At 60.5% G+C, this 19,257-nt stretch carries 21 protein-coding genes; 9 read left to right on the top strand and 12 right to left on the bottom strand.

From position 1 onward, the window contains the following. Positions 1 to 98 precede the first annotated feature (98 nt). Positions 99 to 2,036 carry a [Fe-Fe] hydrogenase large subunit C-terminal domain-containing protein gene (locus ACOYW0_RS13645; RefSeq protein ID WP_482414416.1) on the bottom strand — a complete coding sequence of 646 codons (1,938 nt, stop codon included), beginning with the start codon at positions 2,034 to 2,036 and terminating at the stop codon, positions 99 to 101. A 250-nt stretch (positions 2,037 to 2,286) separates the two neighbouring features. Here ACOYW0_RS13645 and ACOYW0_RS13640 point away from each other — a divergent pair, with 250 nt between their 5' ends. From ACOYW0_RS13640 to ACOYW0_RS13625, 4 genes are all read left to right on the top strand, one after another. Further along, a complete protein-coding gene (locus ACOYW0_RS13640) occupies positions 2,287 to 3,144 on the top strand; it encodes a rhomboid family intramembrane serine protease (protein ID WP_482414415.1) in 858 nt (285 codons plus the stop codon). Beyond that, positions 3,141 to 3,968: an endonuclease/exonuclease/phosphatase family protein gene (locus tag ACOYW0_RS13635; RefSeq protein ID WP_482414414.1), complete on the top strand. Its 828-nt coding sequence runs from the start codon at positions 3,141 to 3,143 to the stop codon at positions 3,966 to 3,968. Before ACOYW0_RS13640 ends, ACOYW0_RS13635 begins: the two co-directional genes overlap by 4 nt. Positions 3,969 to 4,076: 108 nt before the next feature. After that, positions 4,077 to 4,625 carry a YceD family protein gene (locus ACOYW0_RS13630; protein WP_482414413.1) on the top strand — a complete coding sequence of 183 codons (549 nt, stop codon included), beginning with the start codon at positions 4,077 to 4,079 and terminating at the stop codon, positions 4,623 to 4,625. Positions 4,626 to 4,628: 3 nt separating this feature from the next. Further along, entirely contained in the window at positions 4,629 to 5,201 is a 573-nt protein-coding gene (locus ACOYW0_RS13625) for a hypothetical protein (RefSeq protein ID WP_482414412.1), read from the top strand. Positions 5,202 to 5,259: 58 nt separating this feature from the next. Here ACOYW0_RS13625 and ACOYW0_RS13620 read toward each other — a convergent pair whose 3' ends face one another. From ACOYW0_RS13620 to ACOYW0_RS13605, 4 genes are all read right to left on the bottom strand, one after another. After that, a complete protein-coding gene (locus ACOYW0_RS13620) occupies positions 5,260 to 6,159 on the bottom strand; it encodes a TIGR01777 family oxidoreductase (RefSeq protein ID WP_482414411.1) in 900 nt (299 codons plus the stop codon). A 162-nt stretch (positions 6,160 to 6,321) separates the two neighbouring features. Next, entirely contained in the window at positions 6,322 to 6,516 is a 195-nt protein-coding gene (locus tag ACOYW0_RS13615; RefSeq protein WP_180137498.1) for a ferredoxin, read from the bottom strand. A 185-nt stretch (positions 6,517 to 6,701) separates the two neighbouring features. Continuing rightward, positions 6,702 to 6,902, bottom strand: a complete 201-nt coding sequence (locus tag ACOYW0_RS13610; protein ID WP_482414410.1) for a hypothetical protein — start codon at positions 6,900 to 6,902, stop codon at positions 6,702 to 6,704. Next, positions 6,895 to 7,128, bottom strand: coding sequence for a hypothetical protein (locus ACOYW0_RS13605; RefSeq protein WP_180137499.1), 234 nt, complete (start codon positions 7,126 to 7,128; stop codon positions 6,895 to 6,897). The genes ACOYW0_RS13610 and ACOYW0_RS13605 overlap by 8 nt, the downstream gene beginning before the upstream one ends. Before the next feature lie 532 nt (positions 7,129 to 7,660). On the opposite strand from ACOYW0_RS13605, the gene ACOYW0_RS13600 reads away from it, so the two are divergent. Both ACOYW0_RS13600 and ACOYW0_RS13595 read left to right on the top strand, forming a co-directional pair. After that, a complete protein-coding gene (locus tag ACOYW0_RS13600; RefSeq protein ID WP_482414409.1) occupies positions 7,661 to 9,106 on the top strand; it encodes an aspartate aminotransferase family protein in 1,446 nt (481 codons plus the stop codon). A 3-nt stretch (positions 9,107 to 9,109) separates the two neighbouring features. Continuing rightward, complete coding sequence (locus ACOYW0_RS13595; RefSeq protein WP_482414408.1) at positions 9,110 to 10,351, top strand: class-III pyridoxal-phosphate-dependent aminotransferase; 1,242 nt, start codon at positions 9,110 to 9,112, stop codon at positions 10,349 to 10,351. A 2-nt stretch (positions 10,352 to 10,353) separates the two neighbouring features. Here the strand turns inward: ACOYW0_RS13595 and lgt are convergent, their stop codons facing one another. The 5 genes from lgt to radA all read right to left on the bottom strand — a co-directional run bounded on the left by lgt (position 10,354) and on the right by radA (position 15,174). After that, positions 10,354 to 11,145 (bottom strand): prolipoprotein diacylglyceryl transferase, encoded by a 792-nt coding sequence (gene lgt / locus ACOYW0_RS13590; protein ID WP_482414407.1) that lies wholly within the window; start codon positions 11,143 to 11,145, stop codon positions 10,354 to 10,356. Positions 11,146 to 11,840: 695 nt separating this feature from the next. Next, positions 11,841 to 12,170 (bottom strand): YebG family protein, encoded by a 330-nt coding sequence (locus ACOYW0_RS13585; protein ID WP_180137503.1) that lies wholly within the window; start codon positions 12,168 to 12,170, stop codon positions 11,841 to 11,843. Between the two features lie 143 nt (positions 12,171 to 12,313). After that, the gene (locus ACOYW0_RS13580; protein WP_180137504.1) at positions 12,314 to 13,048 is read right to left on the bottom strand and encodes a YebC/PmpR family DNA-binding transcriptional regulator; all 735 of its coding nucleotides are present in this window, start codon (positions 13,046 to 13,048) and stop codon (positions 12,314 to 12,316) included. 129 nt (positions 13,049 to 13,177) lie between these two features. Further along, entirely contained in the window at positions 13,178 to 13,804 is a 627-nt protein-coding gene (locus ACOYW0_RS13575; protein WP_180137505.1) for an RlmE family RNA methyltransferase, read from the bottom strand. Next, positions 13,804 to 15,174, bottom strand: a complete 1,371-nt coding sequence (gene radA / locus ACOYW0_RS13570) for a DNA repair protein RadA (protein WP_482414406.1) — start codon at positions 15,172 to 15,174, stop codon at positions 13,804 to 13,806. The genes ACOYW0_RS13575 and radA overlap by 1 nt, the downstream gene beginning before the upstream one ends. Before the next feature lie 76 nt (positions 15,175 to 15,250). Between radA and ACOYW0_RS13565 the strand changes: the two genes are divergently transcribed. From ACOYW0_RS13565 to ACOYW0_RS13555, 3 genes are read left to right on the top strand one after another with little or no spacing between them, the layout of a single operon-like run. Further along, the gene (locus tag ACOYW0_RS13565; RefSeq protein ID WP_482414405.1) at positions 15,251 to 16,069 is read left to right on the top strand and encodes a histidinol-phosphatase; all 819 of its coding nucleotides are present in this window, start codon (positions 15,251 to 15,253) and stop codon (positions 16,067 to 16,069) included. Beyond that, positions 16,066 to 16,941 carry a lytic murein transglycosylase gene (locus tag ACOYW0_RS13560; protein WP_482414404.1) on the top strand — a complete coding sequence of 292 codons (876 nt, stop codon included), beginning with the start codon at positions 16,066 to 16,068 and terminating at the stop codon, positions 16,939 to 16,941. Before ACOYW0_RS13565 ends, ACOYW0_RS13560 begins: the two co-directional genes overlap by 4 nt. Positions 16,942 to 16,968: 27 nt before the next feature. Further along, positions 16,969 to 17,187: a PLDc N-terminal domain-containing protein gene (locus ACOYW0_RS13555; protein ID WP_482414403.1), complete on the top strand. Its 219-nt coding sequence runs from the start codon at positions 16,969 to 16,971 to the stop codon at positions 17,185 to 17,187. A gap of 229 nt (positions 17,188 to 17,416) precedes the next feature. Here the strand turns inward: ACOYW0_RS13555 and ACOYW0_RS13550 are convergent, their stop codons facing one another. Together ACOYW0_RS13550 and ACOYW0_RS13545 are read right to left on the bottom strand one after the other, a co-directional pair. Then, positions 17,417 to 18,676: a radical SAM family protein gene (locus ACOYW0_RS13550; protein ID WP_482414402.1), complete on the bottom strand. Its 1,260-nt coding sequence runs from the start codon at positions 18,674 to 18,676 to the stop codon at positions 17,417 to 17,419. 184 nt (positions 18,677 to 18,860) lie between these two features. Further along, complete coding sequence (locus tag ACOYW0_RS13545; protein ID WP_482414401.1) at positions 18,861 to 19,112, bottom strand: FmdB family zinc ribbon protein; 252 nt, start codon at positions 19,110 to 19,112, stop codon at positions 18,861 to 18,863. Positions 19,113 to 19,257: the final 145 nt, after the last annotated feature.

The raw sequence follows: 19,257 nt of genomic DNA, 5'->3' as shown, positions 1-19,257 counted from the left end.
GCATTCGCAACCTGCTTTCGAGGTGGCACACCTCGCCGCCGGAGGCACGCTTTTTGAGCCGACTTTAACCATAGAAGGCATTTTTTCTGGGCGACCCTTTACCCTTCGGCCACGCGGCTGAGGTTGGCGTGGATGTCCGCCACGGCCCCGGAGAGGTCCTGGAGGAGACCCGAAGCGTTGTGGGTGTTGGTGCTCTGCTGCTCTACGGCCGCGGCAATGGAGACCTGGTACTCTTCCAGGGTCGCCACATAGCTGCGCAGGGCATCCATGGCCTGGTTGACGTTCTTGGAGGCAGAGACGATCTTTTCCGTGATCTCGCGGATGCGCACCACGGCCCCGGCCGTGGAGTCGGCAAGGCCCTTGACCTCGGTGGCCACCACGTCAAAGCCTTTGCCCGCGTCCCCGGCCCGTGCGGCCTCTATCTTGGCGTTTAAGGCCAGCAGGGAGAGGTTGTCCACGGTGTCGTTGATAAACTGAAGGACATCGGGAATTTCCTGGCTGGCAGCCTGCAGGCCGCTGAAGGCCTCCCCGGAATCGTCCACGTTGCGGGACGCCTCTTCGGCCACGGACTTGCTCTGCTGGACGTCCCGTGAAATCTCGGCGATGCTGGTGTTGAGCTCGTCAATGTTGCCGGAGATGCTCTGCATGTTGGTGGAAAGATCCCGGGTGGAGCGATCGATGGAGGCGATCTCTTCGTCCTGCATGGCCCGGGCGTTGATGCGGTCGATGAGCTTTTGGTTCTCATCCATGATAAAGTGAGCGCAGTGCTCCGGCTTGTTGATGCCGTTGAAGATGGCCAGGGCCATGCCTTCGCAGGAGTTGTAGCCGCAGGCCGAACAATTGTAGAGGTCCGCTGCGGTGTGCTTGCCCATGCTCCCGTAGACAGCCTTGAGTTCGGCCTCGGAAGGGGTACGGATGATGTTGTCCGCGCTTCGGTCGGTGTAGCTCCGGGTGTAGAGTCCGGGCTCCCAGTAAGCGTCCAGGAGCTTCTCCAGGCTCTTTCTCGTCCTCGCCTCGGCCCCGGGACCTGATTTCCGGTAGCCCTCCTGCATGGCCCGGCTGCGTTTTTCCACCTCGTGCTCCAGGCGGTCCGGGGACAGGTCCCGGGCCGGGGTGGCCGTGCCTCCGTTGCAGCCGTGGTCGCAGTTCAGGCAGTCCACCAGCTGGGGGGCCACCCCCTCTTTAACGCTCTGTTTCAAGGTCTTCAGGTACGGATAGACCACGGAGGGTCCTTCGATCTTCCGGGACCGGGTGTCGGCCCCGCCCTTCCAGCGCGCCACCGTCCGAAGAAGGCCACCGGGGCTGGAGAACAGCACGGCCCGCTCTGCGGGCGGGTTGGCAAACGCCACCTCAGGGAAATCCCCCAGGCGAATGCCTTCCCGCTGGAAAAAGTCGGAGAGCTCCTTCATGGTGACGTTGTAATCCCCCATGCCCACCTCTGCATACTCGCGCTTTTTGGCAAGGCAGGGAGAGATCACCACGATTTTATGGTGTGCCAGTTCCGGGTGAAACCGTTTGATCATCTTCATGGCATGAAGCATGGGACTGTCTGCCGGGGCAAGGTGGGGAATCAGTTCGGGGGCGTAAAGCTCGATGAAGTTGACAATGGCCGGGCAGGGTTGGGCGATGACGCAGGAAGGGGAGTCGGCCTTCATGTGTTCCAGGTAGCTTTTGACGGTGAGTTCCGCCCCGAAGCTCACGTCAAACACCGCAGATACCCCTCGGGACCGGAGCCACCCGTTGAGGTTGAGGGTTCGCCCCGGAAAGGCGCACGCCACGGCAGGGGCCACCACGGCCACCATCTTCTCCCGCCCCAGGTCACGTAAAAAGGCCGGGGTATCATCCAACACGGTGCGGGCATCATGGGTGCAGACCCGCACACACTCTCCACACCCGATGCACATGGCGTGATTCACAACCACACCGTCCCCGGAGGCGTCATTACAAAACTTCACCGGACAGGCGGCGATACAGACATAACAGTTGACACATTTCTCCTGATCGATTGAAATCACTTCAGCAAGGGATGATCCCATATTTATATCGACTCCTTAATTCAGTTTTTCAAGACAGACCCCTCATATCAATTGACAAAAGCGAGCAGTATCGCCCAAACAGATCAACCGAGCCCCCCCGTGATCTTGGCCATCTATACCTTCATTAACGGCCGAATTTAAGCAGGCCTTAAGAAAAATAACGAAACGCGGTCCCCGAGAAGGTTACCGCTGCCCCCCGTTTCTGTGATAAAAACAGCATTAAACCGTTCACCCAACCCACAGGAACGCCATGGAACCTCTGCTGACGCACCTGACACGACAAAGGGCCAGGGAAATCGAGCTGCTGCTGACCACCGAAGGAATCGCCCACCGCATCGATGCCGAGCACGGGCGCCTGACCCTTCTGGTGGCCCCGGAGGACGCCCTGCGCTGCGAATCCCTCATCGCCACTTACGACGCGGAGAACCGTCCACGGCCGGAGCGGACATGGACCCTTGCTCCCTCCTGGTCCGGTTTCTTCGCCGCCGCCGTAATCCTGGCCGTCTTCCTCAAGACGGGCCCCCTGGACAGCCTCCAGGAGCCGGTGAAGCTCTATGCCGCCTACTCATCGCGAATCCTTGCCGGTGAGTGGTACCGGACCTTAACCGCCCTGTTTCTCCATTCGGACTGGCCCCACCTGCTGGGCAACATGGCCGGGCTCATTATTTTTTCCACGGGTGTGTTCCAGATCTGCGGAGACGGGGTGGGCTGGTTTCTCCTGCTGGCGGCCTCGGCCCTGGCCAACGCGGTGAACGCCTTCTGGTTTGCCGGCATGGGGCACATCTCCTTCGGGGCCTCCACCCTGGTCTTTGCCTCGGCAGGCCTTCTGGCCTCAGGCGGCACCCTCAAGCGCCTCCTCTCCCATGCCACGCCCTGGCGGGCCCTGATGCCCCTGGGAGCCGGGCTGGCCATCCTTGCCTTTACCGGTGTGGGGCCGGGCTCCGATGTCTCCGGCCACCTGCTGGGGTTCGGCTTCGGCCTCGGGGCCGGGGTCCTTCCCGGCCTGATCCCAGAAAAACAGGGTCCCCTCCTCCAGGCCGCGGGCCTTGCCGTATCGGCCCTTGCCTGCAGCCTCGCCTTCTTTTCCGGCCAAGGGGGTGCCCTGTGAAAAAACGGATGTTCCCCCTTGTGACCGCACTCCTCCTGCTCACCTCCTGCACCCTGCTCCAGGACCTCCAGGAGGCTGCCCCCTATCCCGAGGGCCCTGCAGCGCTGGGCCCAAAGTTCACCGTGGTTACCTGGAACGTGGCCAAGGGCAATGAGAGCTCCGGCCAGGAGGTCACCGAGGTGCTGAAAACCCTCAGCACAAACCTTACCGCCCCCATCATGGCCCTTCAGGAAGCCACCGGGGAGATGCTCGCCCTTCCGGGCCTGGGCGCCCACTTTGCCCGGAGCTTTCGCTGGTGGTGGAGCGATACAGACTCAGGGGTGGCCCTCATGGCTCCCGTAGCGCCCCTTTCCGCTCGTCCCATCGCGGTCAGGCCCCGTGAACTGGGGTTCATCACCCCCAAAATGGGACTGGCGGCGGTTTACCCCATTGCAGGTGAAGACGGCACGCCCCGCAAACTCCTGATCATCACCCTCCACGGGCTTAACTTTGAGATATCCGCCCGGGGCCTCTCGGCCCAGATGGCAGCCGTCCGTGACGCGGTGGAGGCATTCAGGGGACCGGCCGTGGTGTGCGGGGACTTCAACACCTGGAGCAACCGTCGGCTCGCTGTGGTCACCGAGGCCCTCCCCGGCTTCACCGAGGCACCGGTTCGCGGCGCTCGCACCGGCACCTCACGCCTGGTGGTCCTCGCCAGGGGCGACAGCAAGCTGGCCATCGACCGCATTTTTTACCGCGGCCTTTGCCTTGACGGCCCGGCCACGGCCGTGCACACCACCCTCTCCGACCATGTGCCCGTCCGGGCACGATTCACCCTGCCGTGACATTTACAACAAGACGCCTTTCTGCTCTAATGAGCCATTGAACCGGTCGCTTGTTTGTCAGGCGGCCCTTCTCAACCATCAACACCCTTGCCACACATGGAGATCATCATGATCCTCAATATATCCGTTCTTTCAGAAAATTGGAGCGAGTTCTCCGCAAGCGAGCCCGCCACCCGTTTTTCCGTCCTCTCCGATCTGGAAAGCAAAGGCGAGGTTCGCTTCACGAGCCCCCTTGACATAGCCCTTTCAGCACGTACCCAAGGGGGCCAGGTGGAGGTCAAAGGGACCGTTTCCGTCACCGTGGAGCATCCCTGCGGGCGATGCCTCGAACCCTTCACCGAAGCCCTCACCGCCGATGTGGACCTGCGCTTTGTGGAAGAAGGGGTCCATGCATACGAGACCAAAGTGGCCGACGAGGTGGAGCTCACCGAAGAGGCCCTGACCCGGGAGACCTTCAGCGGAGATTCCATTGACCTCTCCGCCAACCTCCAGGACGAGGTGATCATGGCCCTTCCCCAGAACCCGATCTGCAACGCGACCTGCAAGGGCCTCTGCCGGGAGTGCGGGAAAAACCTCAACCAGGGAGCCTGTGACTGCGATGTGGCCACCGGGCACCCCGCCTTTGCCAAACTCAAAGTCCTGAAAGGGGGAAAGTAACCCATGGCGCAACTCCAGGGATTCTCCGACTACAAAAAAACGCACTACCACACCTCCAGCTTCGACGCCCTTGAGGCCGGCGGGGAGCCCACCCGGTTCCTCCTGCACGGCGGCGCGTCCCTCACCGGGCCCGTCACCCGCCAGACCCCCTACGACATCTATGTCGCAGGGGATGAAGGGGAGACCCTGGTCCCCAAGGTGGAAGTCAAGTGCCACTTTCCCGCCTCTTCCGAGGAGGCCCTCACCAAGCTCATCAAAGTCGACAAAAAAGTCAAAGCCATGGACCTGGGGCCCATTCACGCCCCTGCCCATCGCTACTTCATCAAGAACAAAACCCTTTACCCCCTCATCAAAGAGAGGCAGGTCATGTTCATCACCCTGCTGGAGGGGGAGATCATCAAAGGGCTTGTGGAGAATTTTTCCCGATATGATATCGAAATGCGGATGAAAGGCGGGGTGGCGATTACCGTGCTTCGCCACGCGGTCTATGATATGCGGGATAAAAAAGGGCGCTGCTACCTGAAGAGCTTTCAGAAGCAGGCAAGGGACTGGCAACGCAGCGAGCTGTTTGCCTGATAACGAGGGCATTCCCCATGGTGGGCAATGCCCCGGATACACTTGCCAGGCATGGGAATCACGCCAGGAGATCTTTCAAGGCCCCTTCCAGGGAAGGAAAGGCAAAGGAAAAACCCCAGGAGGATAGTTTTTCCGGGACCACGCGCTGGCTGGCGATAATCTCATCACCCAGCTCACCCATGGCCATGCGCAGGGCAAAAAGCGGAACGGAAAAGGGAGCCGGACGCCCGAGGGCACCGGCCAGGGCCTTGGAAAAATCCCGGTTCCTCACCACATACGGGGCACAGAAGTTCACCGGGCCTTCGGCGCTCTCCTGCCCCATCAGAAAAAGAAGGGCCCCCACGAGATCGTCCATGTGAATCCATGGAAACCACTGATCCCCACCGGCCAAGGGCCCGCCCAGGCCCAGCTTGTACGGGGTGAGCATGGCATCCAGGGCACCGCCACCCAGGCCGAGGACCCCGCCGAACCGCATGATCACCACACGCCCGCCCTTTTTAGAAGCGGCCTGGGCTTCGGCTTCCCAGCGTCGGCTCACGTCGGCAAGGAACCCGTCACCTCCGGAGGCATCCTCGGCAAGCAGCGTGTCCCCCCTGTTTCCGTAGTACCCCACGGCAGAGGCGCTGAAGAGGGAGGTCTTTCCATCGGAAGGCAGGGCCGTCACCACGTTTTCCGTGGTGAGCAGGCGGCTGTTGACGATCTGCTCTTTTTTCTCTTTGTTCCAGCGGGTAAAGATGCTGCGCCCCGCAAGGTTGATAACCGCGTCGCTGCTCGCCACCGCCTCCTGCCAGGGTCCTTCCACGGTGGTGTCGCAGGCTATCGCGCGAAACATCTCCCCTTCGGGGATGGCTGACTTGCCGCTGCGCCCTGTCACCGTCACCTCGTGTCCTTCGTCCAAAAGGCGCCTTGCCACCGCCGTCCCTATAAAGCCGGTTCCCCCTGTGATCAGAACATGCATGCCGTCGCCTCCCATGGGTTTCGCCGGGGGAAAAGCCCCCCTTGAAAAACAATTCGCCGACAAATCGATCTCCGACCAAGAAAGGCCCCGGAAAGCAGCCGCCACCTTATCGGCAAGCGGCGCCCCCAGGGCCCGTGACTCGTGCCGCCATGGTTTGCGGCATCACCCTTCCCAGGTGATACAATCGGCGGGGCAGGCGTCCATGGCTTCTTCAATCAACCCCACGTCCCCTCCCTCGGCCATCACCACCAGGGCCTTTCCTGCGTCATCGTCAAATTCAAACACGTCCGGCGCGATCTCAACACAGGCCTCACATCCCATGCACTCCTCTTCGTCGATTACAACACGCTTTCCCATACTCTCCTCCTGTTGATAGTGAACTGCTGCTGGTTTTTCGATACCGGGAACACGGACACAGCGCATAGGCACCGGGCACGGACGCCATGCGCCGGAAAGGGAGTTCCCCCTTTCCGGTGTCCACTCACGAACGTCCGTTAGCGTATGCGGAATGCGCACTGCGTTCCCCGCGGGTTGTGATGCGCTTACGCCAGGGTGACACCCCACCCCACTCGAAAGCGTTTGCTGCATCTGGGACAAATCAAGATAATCTCAGCCCGTGGTGCCTTGAGGACAGAAAAAGAGACGTGAAATCCGTCTTCATACCCGCAGGCATCACAGCGACTGAACTCTTTTTCCACGTGGACGAATTCCGGGACATGGGCCCCGGTGTCTTGATCATTCATCAATCGGTACCGGGTTGCACACGTCTTTTTCACTGACGGCGCTTCTGCCGCAATCGTTGCAGAAGAACTTGAACTCCAGTATCTGGGGCTTACACACGTGCTTTTCGTTGGCCACCTGCTTGCCGCAGTGCTCGCAGGCATAAATCTTCCCCACCTCCGTAGGATCACAGAGGTGTCCTTTCTCCATGGTCACCTTACCGCAGGTTTTGCATTCGTAGGCTGTCATGATCGCTCCTTTCCCTTACTCCGCTGAGTCGGGGATATAGAAACATGGGGTCACGGGGCCTTTTGCCCCTTGCCCGGGGCCTGAACCCCTGTGGGCGGGAACACGGGGACGGCGCAAATCGCAAGAGATGGCCGCACACACCGCGCTGGAGGAAAAAACACCGAGCCACGCCATCTGAAAAACTGAGGCGGGCCCGTCAAAATGCAGAATCAACTCCGGGGGATAACGCGATTTAAGCCTGTCTAAATCTGCACGAATCCCATACACTTGTCAACACCATGTTGCCCCTGATTCCTGGGGAATCGTCCCGGTTCCAGACCGCCTCTGCCAGCACGGCTTTTCAGAAAAATCCACAGGTTAGAAACGATTCCCTTGACTATCAGGACAAAACTAGCAAATAGTAGATTGGGAGTGGAGACGGTCCTTTCACCCGTCCATGAACAACGTCCCTCCCTTCCCCCCGGCCCAACCTGGCCTGTTTGGAACACCCCGATACCTGACGTTTACCCATCGCGATTCAGCTGGAGGTGCCATGCAGAAACCGTTGACGAGTCCCGCCCCGCAGTCACCCGATACCCCGGAACGCGACCCCTTGAAACCCGAAGAAAAACGGGCCGTGGTCAAGCGTTTTTCAACACATCTCAACAAGGGCCAGATACGCTACCTCAGGGCCGGTCACCTGGATATTCTGGAACGCCACCGCACCGACCTGGGCTTTACGGATCCGGAAACCGGACGCGTCATGGTGGACTGCTTTACCTCGGCCGGCTGCTTCAACGTCGGACGCAGCAACCCGGCCGTCCAACGCGCCATTGAGGAGGCCCTGACCACCTGCGACATGGGAAGCGGCCACCTCCTCTCCGAGACCAAAATCCGCCTGGCAAGGCACCTAACGAAACGGGCCCCTGCCGGGCTCACCCACCTTTTCTTTGCCGCCGGGGGCGGCGAGGCAGTGGACTGCGCCCTGAAGCTGGCCCTGGGGGCTTCGGGTAAAACCGGGATCATCGCTACCCAAAAGGCCTACCACGGCCACACGGGCCTGGCCCTCTCCGTCAACGGCAAAGACCACTACAGACGCCACTTTGAGCCCCTCATGCCGGGGGTTCGCTTTGCCCCCTTCAACGACCTCGGGGCGGTGCGGGACATGGCCGGCCCCGACACAGCCGCCGTCATCATCGAACCGGTCCAGGGGGAGGCGGGCATCCATGTGGCGACCCAGGCCTATATGCAAGGCCTCAGGAAGCTGTGTGACGAGCTGGGGATTTTCCTTATTTTTGATGAAGTGCAGACGGGCTTCGGCCGCACCGGGGCCCTCTTTGCCGCGGAACACTACGGGGTCTCCCCCGATATCCTGACCACGGCCAAGTCCATGGGCGGGGGCCTGTTCCCCAACGGCGCCGTGCTCTACGCCATGAACGACAAGGTGACCCGGTTCCTGAAAGCCTGGCCCGCCTTTCACCTCTCCTACAGCGGAGGCAGCGACATCGGCTGCCGCGTCTCCCTGGCCGTGCTGGACGAAATCGAACGCCTGGATCTCTGCCGCAACGCACGGGAACGGGGAGACGAGTTCCGCCGAGCCCTGGAGGAGATCCGTGGGGAAAACCCCGGCATCATCCGGGAGGTGCGGGGCATCGGCCTCATGGTGGGCATCGAGTACCTCCACGAGTTCATGGGGCCCATGATGTCCAATGCCCTGGCCGAAGGGGGGATCTTTGCCGCCTACTCGGGAAACGCGCCACAGGTTATGCGCTTCATGCTGCCCCTGACCGTAAGCCAGGAAGAGATCGAGCAGGTGGTGGAGGTGATCCGCCGGGCCATCCGTACCATGAAAACCCTGCTCCCCGTGGCTCTGCCCGCCGCCAAGATCCCCGGGATCCTTCCCCTTCTCAACAGCGAAAAAATCCAGACCGTCACCTTCAACTGGCTGCGCACCTTAGAGACCGCCGCCCACCTCATGACCCGAAAGCGCAGGAGGTAACCCATGGACCATGCATTCGAAGAGCCACTGCCCTTCAATCCCGGCACCCTGAAGCGAATGAAGCGTCTTGGCCACGACTTCCTTGAAAGCGCCCCCGACGGCAGCTGGATTGAGGATTCGGAAGGGACACGCCTCCTGGACGCCACATCGGCCGGTGGTATCTGCAACCTGGGCAGACGCCCTTCGGCCCTTGTGGAGGCGCTCAAAAAAGCGACCCTTGCAACGGACCAGGGGAACTTCCCCCTCATCTCATCGGAAAAGGCGGACCTTGCCGAAGCCCTAGCAGGTTTTGCGCCGGAAGGGCTTTCGCGGGTCATGTTCAGCGTGGTGCGGGGCGAGGCCATGGATTTTTCCTGCAAGCTGGCCAGGGGAGCGACCCGGCGCACGGAGATCATCTCCCTGTCGGGCTCCTGGTTCGGCCATACCGGCTTTGCCATGGCCCTGTCCGACCGTCGGGACAAGCACCTCTACGGCAGCCTGATCCCGGATACCTGCACCATCCCCTGGGGCGACCTTGCCCGGGCCGAAGAGGCCGTCACAGAAAAGACCGCCGCCCTTGTCCTGGAACCCGTGCAGGCGGAAAACCGGGGGCGCTGCGCAACCAGAGAGTACCTCTCGGCCCTCCGGGCCATCACCCGCAACAAGGGCGCCCTGCTCATCTTGGATGAGACCCAGTCCGGCTTCGGAAGGTGCGGACACCGGTTCGCCTGCCGGGCCCTGGGGGTGACCCCGGACATCCTCATCACAGGAGAAGCCCTGGGCGCGGGGATATTCCCCATCTGCGCTACCCTCTTCACCCCGAAACTCCACCGCTTCCTCAACGCCCATCCATTGATTCACCTCTCCACCTTCGGCGGCTCGGACGTGGGGTGTTGCGTGGCCCTTGCCGCCCTGAGGGAATACGAACGCCTCGCTCCCTGGGAAAACGCCCGGGCCATGGGAGACAGACTGAAAGAGGGCCTTACCCGGCTCCTGGCGCAGTTCCCGGACCTCCTCACCTCAATGGACGGCATGGGCCTGCTCCTGGCCCTCACCTTTGCCTCCCAGCGAAAAGCTGTTGCCTTTTGCCGCATGGCAACGGGCAACGGGCTCTTTACGGTCCCCGGGGCCGTGGCCTGTGAAAGCGTGGTTCTGCGCCCCTCCCTCCTGCTCACAAAAGAGGAAGGGGACACTCTGCTGAATGCTGTGGAAATGTCACTTCAGGAATTGAAAGAGGCCTCCTCGGCTGAGGCCCCTGGGGGATGATATCAGGCGGAAGGTTTTGAGGCGGATAGCCTGCGAAGGCCGAGCACCAGGAGGACAAGGCCCGCAAGGACCATGGGGATGCTCAGCATCTGGCCCATGCTGAGGAAAAACCCTTCGACCCAGGGGGCCTGGCGGGTTTTCAGGGGTTCCAGGAGAATCCGGCTGGAAAAAATCACCACAAGGAATCCCCCGGACAAAATGCCGCGCCCCCGGCTCGCCCCGGCCCTGTCGCAGGTAAACAGAAGCAAAAAGGTGACAAAGCAGACCAGGGATTCGTAAAGCTGGGACGGATGCCGTGGAAGCGTGTCCACCCGGGCAAACACAATGGCCCACGGCACCTCCGAGTAAAGCCCCACGATCTCAGAGTTAAAAAAATTCCCCAGGCGCACCAGGGCCCCGCCAAAGGCCGCAGGCACCGCCAGCACATCCAGGAGGAAGAAAAAAGGTGCCCCCTCCCGGCGGGTAAAAATCCCCAACGAGAGAAGAAACCCCACAAGCCCCCCGTGACTTGCCAGCCCCCCCTTCCAGACCATGAGGATCTCCAGGGGGTGGGCAAAAAAGTACCCCGGCTCATAAAAAAAGCAGTGGGCAAGGCGGGCACCCGCAAGGGTCCCGACCATGAGGTATAAGAGCAGGGCATCGGTGTTGACATCCACCCCGGCCCGGGCCGTTCGGCGCTCCGTATAAAAAAATCCGAAAAGAAAGGCAGAGGCAAAAAAAAGGCCGTACCAGCGAACCGCCAACGGTCCGATGGACAAGAGCTCAGGGGAGATGTTCCAGACCAGATGGTCCATGGGGTTCGTTCCTTTCCGTTCAGTGAAGCAATGCTGAAAACTGCCTTATAGGGTTAAAGTAACTGGCAAAAAGCGTGCCTCCGGCGGCGAGGTGAGCCACCTCGAAAGTATATAGCCCTTGCGCTTTGTCCCTCGTTCCTCGGGCCCAAGCGCAAGGGCCTTCGGCTCGGGCTTCGCCCGACATAAACGCCGATGGTTTACGCGGGCTGGGTCACAAGCTTCGAGGTAACAGGAGGCGTTGTTGTTGCTTGTCCATTGTGAATCTAACCGCACGAACGTCTATGGTGAAAGTGAGTGAAAAAAGCAGGTCTCCGGCGGCCAGGGGATTTTTGGCCTAAGTGGCTTCGCCACCCTCGCCGCCGGAGTTATTCCGGTTAAAGTCAAGCGAATCACAATCGTTCTGTATCGTGTTTTTAGAAGAATGAAATGGGCCTCTCCGGCAAAGACGGTTGCCAGATGTCATACATCACGCGAATGCCCCCATAACGCAGGCAGAATGGTTGCCTTCATGCATTCGCCATAGGGTTTCAAGGTGCCCCCACCTTGCCGCCGGAGGCATGCTTTTTTCCAGCAACATTGACCATAGAAAGCAGAGCTGTTTCCAAAAAACAAAAAAGCCGGCCCCGAACACTGTCGGGAAGACCGGCCTTTTTCGGTAAAGGCCCAAGGCAGGTCCTTTACGGAAGAGCGTGCTGTTACGCTTTTTTCTTCGGGGTTCGGGGCGTCTTGGGTGCCGCCGTTTTCCTGGTAGGTTTCGGCGGTGCCTCGGCCTCGGGTTCCGCGGCTTTGGGACGGGGAGAGGCGCCCTTGAGAATGGCCGCAACCTGGTCCCTGTGTTCCGCGAGGTACATGGAGAGGCTCTCCAGGGTCTCGTCCGAGAGTTCCACGCCGGATGCACCGATGAAGCCGTTCAAGTTCTCGGCGATATCGAGCATCTTGTCGTAGGCATCCGCCTCTTTTTTGGTGGTAAACGTCATCTTTTCGACCCCATCGCGAACCACAACATATTTTACGATGACTGCCATCTGTCTCCTCCGAAGGTCGGTTCGGGTCATGGCGGCGGGCTCATCTGCCCGCCGTCGTCCACCCGCCGTCGGCACAGGTGCCTGAAAAGGAGTTACAGGGTCCGAGGCCTTAGGCGGCCGAACCCGTCCCCTTGTCCGGGGCCTTATGCCAGGTCGTCGGGAATGTCTGCGTTAGTGTGGACGTTCTGAACGTCGTCGCAATCGTCCAGCATGTCCATCATGCGGACCATCTTCTCGGCGTCCTTGCCTTCCAGGTCGCTCATGTTCTGGGGGATCATGGTCACTTCGGACATGACGGTGGGGATGGAGGCAGCGTCGATGGCTTCCTTCACCTCGTTGTAGTCCTCGGGGGCGGTGATCACCTCGAAGTTCTCGCCTTCGTCCTTAACGTCCTCGGCACCCGCTTCGATGGCGGTCTCCATGAGGGCCTCTTCATCCACGGCGTCCTTGGCAACCACGATGAGCCCTTTTTTGTCGAACATCCAGGATACGCAGCCGTTGGCGCCGATGTTGCCGCCGCACTTGGTGAAGATGTGGCGGATCTCGGCGATGGCGCGGTTCTTGTTGTCGGTGAGGGACTCCACGATCACAGCAGCGCCGCCGGGGCCGTAGCCTTCGTAGACGATCTCTTCGTAGTTTACCCCTTCAAGTTCACCGGTGCCGCGCTTGATGGCGCGCTCCAGGGTGTCCTTGGGCATGTTTTCGGAACGTGCCGCTGCAACGGCAGAGCGCAGGCGCGGGTTGGCGGAAGGATCGCCTCCGCCCATGCGTGCCGCCACGGTCACTTCCTTAATCAGCTTGGTAAAGATCTTGCCGCGCTTGGCGTCTTCGCGACCCTTCTTGTGCTTGATGTTGGCCCATTTACTGTGTCCAGCCATAAATCCTCCTATTGGTCATGCCTACTGCCAGGCCATCGTCACGCGTGTGCCTGATTCGCCATAAAGGCGGTGTGCATTCAATAATGTTTCGATATCGCTCTATGTCAAAAGGGCATGCAGACGCCCTGGTCACTCTTTCCTGCCGATGCCGATGACGTAAATCTCTTTGCTCTGCTTGCGGCAGCTCTCGGGCTTAAAGATCTTCACCTGCCGGAAGTGCCCCTTGACGTGGGTCACGTAGGCGTCAAAGTCGCCACCCTGGAAGATCTTACAGACAAAATGCCCCCCGGGGGTAAGCCGCTCAAGGGCCACGGTGAGGGCCATCTCGCAAAGCTCCAGGGAACGCGCAGCGTCCACGTCCTTCATGCCGGTGGTGGCCGGGGCCATGTCGCTGATCACCGCAGAAAAGCCGGAGGAGAAAGCCTCTTCCAGCTCCGGGGTCAACGCCAGGATGTCCCCCACAAGGGCCTCGGCATGGGAGGGCAGCTTAACGGTCACCGGCTTCAGGTCGATGCCCGTCACGTGCCCGCTGCCGCCGGTGAGCTCCGCAGCGTAGAGGAGCCAGGAACCCGGCGAGCATCCGAGATCCAGCACCTTAGCACCTTTTTTTATCAGAGTAAACTTGCGTTGTATTTCCTGAAGTTTATAGACACTTCGAGCCGGGTACTTCTCGTCCCTGGCCTTGCGGGTGTAATGATCTTCCCACTGTCCCTTCTTCTTGGGAGGCCTTGAAATTTTTGCTTTTTTTACTGCCATCAGAATAATATCTCCATGGCCTGGGCCACGTGGCGAACGCCGCTGACCTTGAGGCCGTCAATCTTTTTCAGGCGCTTGGCGCCCGATTCCGGCACGATGAAGTGGGTAAACCCCATTTTCCGTATTTCGGCGGCGCGTCCCTCCAGCTGGCTGATGCCCCGCACCTCGCCGGTGAGCCCCACCTCCCCCAGAACAACGGCCCCTTCGGGAAGGGGGCGATCCAGAAAGCTGGAGGCTGCGGCAGCCAGGATGGCCAGGTCCACAGCGGGCTCGGTGACACGCACCCCACCGGCCACGTTCATGAAGATGTCCAGCCCGGCCAGGTTCATGCCGATCTTCTTTTCCATCACCGCCACCAGAAGGGCCACGCGGTTGCTGTCCAGACCCAGCACGGTGCGCCTGGGGGTTCCCAGGCCCGATCGGCTCACCAGACCCTGGACTTCTACGAGGATGGGCCGGGTGCCCTCCATGCTGGCCGTCACCACGGATCCCGGCGCACTCTCCGGCCGCTCGGCAAGGAACAGGGCCGAGGGATTGGGCACCTGGGCCAGGCCCCCGCCCCGCATCTCAAAGACACCGATCTCGTTGGTGGAGCCAAAGCGGTTCTTCACGGCCCTCAGGACCCTGAAGATGTGATTGGTGTCCCCTTCAAAGTAGAGGACCGTGTCCACCATGTGCTCCATGACGCGCGGGCCTGCGATGGCTCCGTCCTTGGTCACGTGGCCCACGAGGAAGATGGGGATCCCGCTCTTTTTGGCCGCCACCATGAGCTTCATGGTGGTCTCCCGCACCTGGCCCACACTGCCCGGGGCCGATGCCAGTTCGGCATTGTACATGGTCTGCACCGAGTCGATGACCACCGCCGCGGGTTTCTGGCTCTCCAAAAGGGCAAGGACGGCGTCCACGTGGATCTCGGTGACCACCATCAGGGAACCTGACGAGACACCCAGGCGCTGGCTCCGCAAATGGATCTGGCCCTTGGACTCCTCCCCGGAGACGTAAAGGACCCGGCGGCCGTCCCGGGCCAGGCCGTCTAACGCCTGGAGCATGAGGGTGGACTTGCCGATGCCGGGGTCCCCTCCGATGAGCACCAGAGAGCCCGCCACAATGCCGCCCCCCAGCACCCGGTCGAACTCGGGAATGCCGGAAGGCATGCGGGGTTCTTCCTGGGTCTCGATGGCCAGGATGCTCTCGGGTTCCGGGGCGGCCACGCGCTTGGCAGACGGTGAGGCCTGGAAGCGATCCCCTTCGGTGACCACTTCCTCCACCAGGGTATCCCATCCTCCGCATTCCGGGCAGCGCCCCATCCATTTGGGGGTCTGATACCCGCACGACTGGCAGCTGTAGAGGCTTTTTCTTCTCTTTTTCACGGTGTCAATTCATCCCGGCTTCTGGTAAGATGGCTGGCCTGTAAAGGCCGTGGAATAATTATAGTTGGTAAAGGCAATGATTGACTACCACATCCATACATTGTTGTGCAACCACGCCGTCGGCGGCATCCGAAGCTACGTAGACGCCGCGGTCCGCGCTGGTTTGACCGAAATCTGCTTTCTTGAGCACTTCACCCTGGATCGCACCAGCACCGCCCACTCCATGGCCCCCGGAGAGGTCCCCTTCTATGTCTACGCCGTCCGGGAGATGAAAGAGGCGTACAAAGACCGCATCACCATCCGCACCGGCCTGGAGGTGGACTTCTGCCCCGAGGCTGTCCCGGCCCTCACCGAGATCATCGACCGTTTCGACTTCGACCTCATCGGCTGCTCCATCCACTTTGTGGACGGCATCAACATCGCCAGCCGCCGGAACGCCTCGGCCATTCCCGACAAAGACTTCGACGCCCTGTGCAGGCGCTATGTGGAAAGGGTCCGCCAGATGGTGAAGACGCCCTTCTTCGACGTGGTCTGCCATCTGGACGTCATCAAAAAAAGCGGTCGCCCCCTGCCCGCCGATGTGGAAAAGGGCCTTGCCGAGGTCATCGACATCATGGCCCGCCAGAACCTTGCTCTGGAGGTGAACACCGGCGGCCTGGCCCATCCTGCAAAGGATTATTATCCTTCCGAGGCCCTCATTGCCCGGGCCGTAACACAGGAAGTTCCCCTGACCACGGGGTCCGATGCCCACAAGGCCCAGGCCGTGGGTGCGGGGATTCCCGCTGCCATGAACACCCTCCGAAACCTGGGCGTTACCCACCTGGCCCGGTTTGACCGCCGACAACGCATTCTCGTCCCCATGGACACTCAACCGACCCCACAGGAGTCCCAATGACCCGTCGCCTGCTTGTCACGTTTTTCCTGGCCCTGATGCTCCTGGGGCTTGTGCCGCCCTCCGGCCATGCCGCCACCAAGAGCCCCGACCCGTTTAAATCGGTACGAGCAAGACTGGTCAAAGACGGATTCCCCGAAGAGAAGGTGGACATCTATTTTCAGGAAGGCCTGCGCCTCTTTGCCGTTAAAGGGGTCTCCGGCTACTTCATGCACAACGAAGGCAAGCTCAACTACGGCCGCTTCCTCACCAAAAGCTCCCTTGCCACGGGCCGGGCCTACCTGAAGCGTCACGCAGCATCCCTGGATGCGGCCGAAGCAGCCTACGGCGTGGACAAGGAGATCATCACCGCCGTCCTCATGGTGGAAACCGCCCTGGGCAATTACATCGGCAACCAGCGGGTCTTCAAAATCCTGGCCACCCTGGCCTCCCTGTCGGACAAAACCGCCAAGGCACACCTCTGGCGGGAAGTCCCCCCCAATCGGCGCATCAGCCGCAAGCGCTTTGAGAAAAAGACAAAGGACAAGGCCCAGTGGGCCTACCGCGAACTCAAAGCCCTCCTGACCTACAGCGACCAGGTGGGCAAAGACCCCAGAAAATTCATCGGCTCCTATGCCGGGGCCATGGGCATTCCCCAGTTCATGCCCAGCCGCATCCTCCAGCTTGGTGTGGACGGAAACAACGACGGCGTCGTCGACCTCTACACCCACGAGGACGCCATCGCAAGTGTGGCCAACTACCTGCGCCACTTCGGCTGGAAACCCGGCATCGAACGCAAAAAAGCCATCAAAGTGCTCATGCGGTACAACCACAGCATCTATTACGCAAACACGCTCCACGACATCATGGATGCCCTGAAAAAACCAACCCCATAAACCAATACGCCAAGGAACATACACCCCATGAACGGACTGACCAGCTCCACCCTCGGCACCTGGGTCGTCATCGGCTTCGTCTTCTTCACCCTCACCATGCTCGCCTTTGTGGATGTTGCCAGAAAAGACTTCGGCACCACCGGCAAAAAAGCCCTCTGGGCCATCGTCGCCCTCATCCCCTTTGTGGGATGGCTCCTCTACCTCGTCCTGGGAATGCGAAAGGGCTCCGAGACCAAAGCGGAGTAACAAAAACAGCCTCCGGCCACGAATGTAAGGAACGAACATTAAATAACATAGCGACAATTGCCTCCGGCGGCCCTGCCGGGGGCCAAACTTTTGAAAAGTTTGACAAACAGGTCTTGATAGCTTTGCTATGAATTCCGGCGATTCTGACTGCTCTAGCCTTTCTGACCGGAAAGTTTTTGCGGAGCTTTTTTCAAAAAGCGACCCGCCGGAGGCTTTTCCTGCAAAATCGTTATAACCGCTGGAGCAGGTAGAGAAACACCGAGCCCTGGCCCATGCGTTTGAGGGCGGTAAGTTCATTGAGGGTTGTGCGCCGGTCTGCGTTGTCTTTTAAGGGCGAAAGGTAAAGGGGGGCGTCCAGGGTACGGCGGGAGGCCACGAACCGCGCCAGGGATGTGTGATGGGATTCGGGCAGGCCTGATCCGGTGACCATGTTAAGGGAGACCGACACCCCGCTGAACCGCCTGTTGACCTCGTCGGCCCGTGCCACGGCCTCGGAGACCAGGGACAGGGGAGTGGGCCGTCCCAGGTAATTCAGGGTGGTCTCATCCAGGGACTCGATGCCGGTATTGATCCGCACGTCAAAGGGCAAACGGTCCAGGGCCTGCCACTGGGCATCGGACACCTTCACAAGGGCATCAGGGCTTCCGAAGAGAAAGAGGCCCGGGGCATCCGCCACTTGTCGCCCTGTTGCAAAAAAGGGCTCGCAGGCTTCTGCGGCCCGGATCACGGCGTCTGCCCCTGCGGCAAGGGCATCATGCTCTCCCAAGAACACCCCACCCATGTCGGCCAGGTCGTCTTTGAAATAATCAGCCAGGGCCCCGGCCCCTTCCACCACATTTTCATCGTTTTCCACGGAAAACGCGTGTCGGGACTTCACCCCGCAGAACCGGCAATGGTAGAGACAGCCTTTGGCCAGTCGCAGGGGCAGGATATCGTAGTCCACATGGCGGCAATCCGGGGGCAGAACCGTAACAGGCCCGTGGGTCAGGCTGTGGAAGCGGTTTGCCAGGGCAGACAGGGCCTCTCGGGAGTTTTTCAGGGCCACGCGGCTCAGGAGTTCAGCCACTTCTGGTGGCGCCCCGCTGGCAGCGTCACCCGCCCAGGCTGTCAGCTCTTCCAATGCATGCAGGGCTGTGTTCAGTGTCCCCTGGGGGTAGGCCTTTTCACCGATCACCCCGTTGCTGGAATAGGGAAACACCGGGATGTAGTGCTCGCCGATGGCCGAAAACGCCCCGTTGTACCCACCGGCCGAATAATAGATCCAGTCCCCGCCCGCCGTGCGTTTGAACCAGTCCCCGTGGTTGGGCCAGGTACCCGGACGTCCCTGGAGGAACCGGATCACCCCTTCCGGGCTGAACTGAAACAGGTAGGCGGGTGTCCGGATCTCATGGTACAGGCCGTACCTCACCGCCCAGCTCGCCTTGAGGTACCGCACCGCCCCCACAAGCCCTACCCGCACCGTGATCCCGTCCCGTGAATACACCTGCATGATCCCTCTCCCCTGTTCCCTACCCCCTATTCCCCTATTCCCCCATAACCTATAACCTATAACCTGTTTTCCCTGTCTTTCCTGTTTCCCCTGTCTTTCCTATTTTCCAAACAAAAACACCCCATGGCCGTTGCCGGCATCATGGGGCATTTCAAAATCGTGCACTTAAACGGAAAGTCCTGCGTTACTCCTGGCCTCCCAGGGTGTAGGTCGTACAGGAGCCGCTGGAGCACTGCCGTTTCTGGATGCCGGACTGGTTTGCCGGGTTGCCGCCGGAGGCAGCCGCCCCCATTTTGAAATTGGTGGTGCTGATGACCCGCTCAAAGCTCTGGGAGCCGCACTTGGGGCACTTCAACTCCTCTTCGTCGTTGCTGCCCATAACGAGCAGTTCAAAGAACTCTTCACACTTGCTGCACTTAAATTCGTAAATGGGCATAGATTCCCCGCCTTTTCATCGTCTCACCGCGACTGCGCCGCGGAGCATATCCAAAAAACATCCCGCGCCAAACGGGATCAAATCCTTCGTCAGTTCCGTACATTATGGGCACTTTTTAAGTGTTGTCAAGGTCGGTGCAGGGTTA

The organism is Desulfoluna sp. HI9BLuna, from assembly GCF_056829775.1.
The sequence above is the reverse complement of the archived record's forward strand: the minus strand, read 5'-3'. Positions and strand labels throughout refer to the sequence as shown.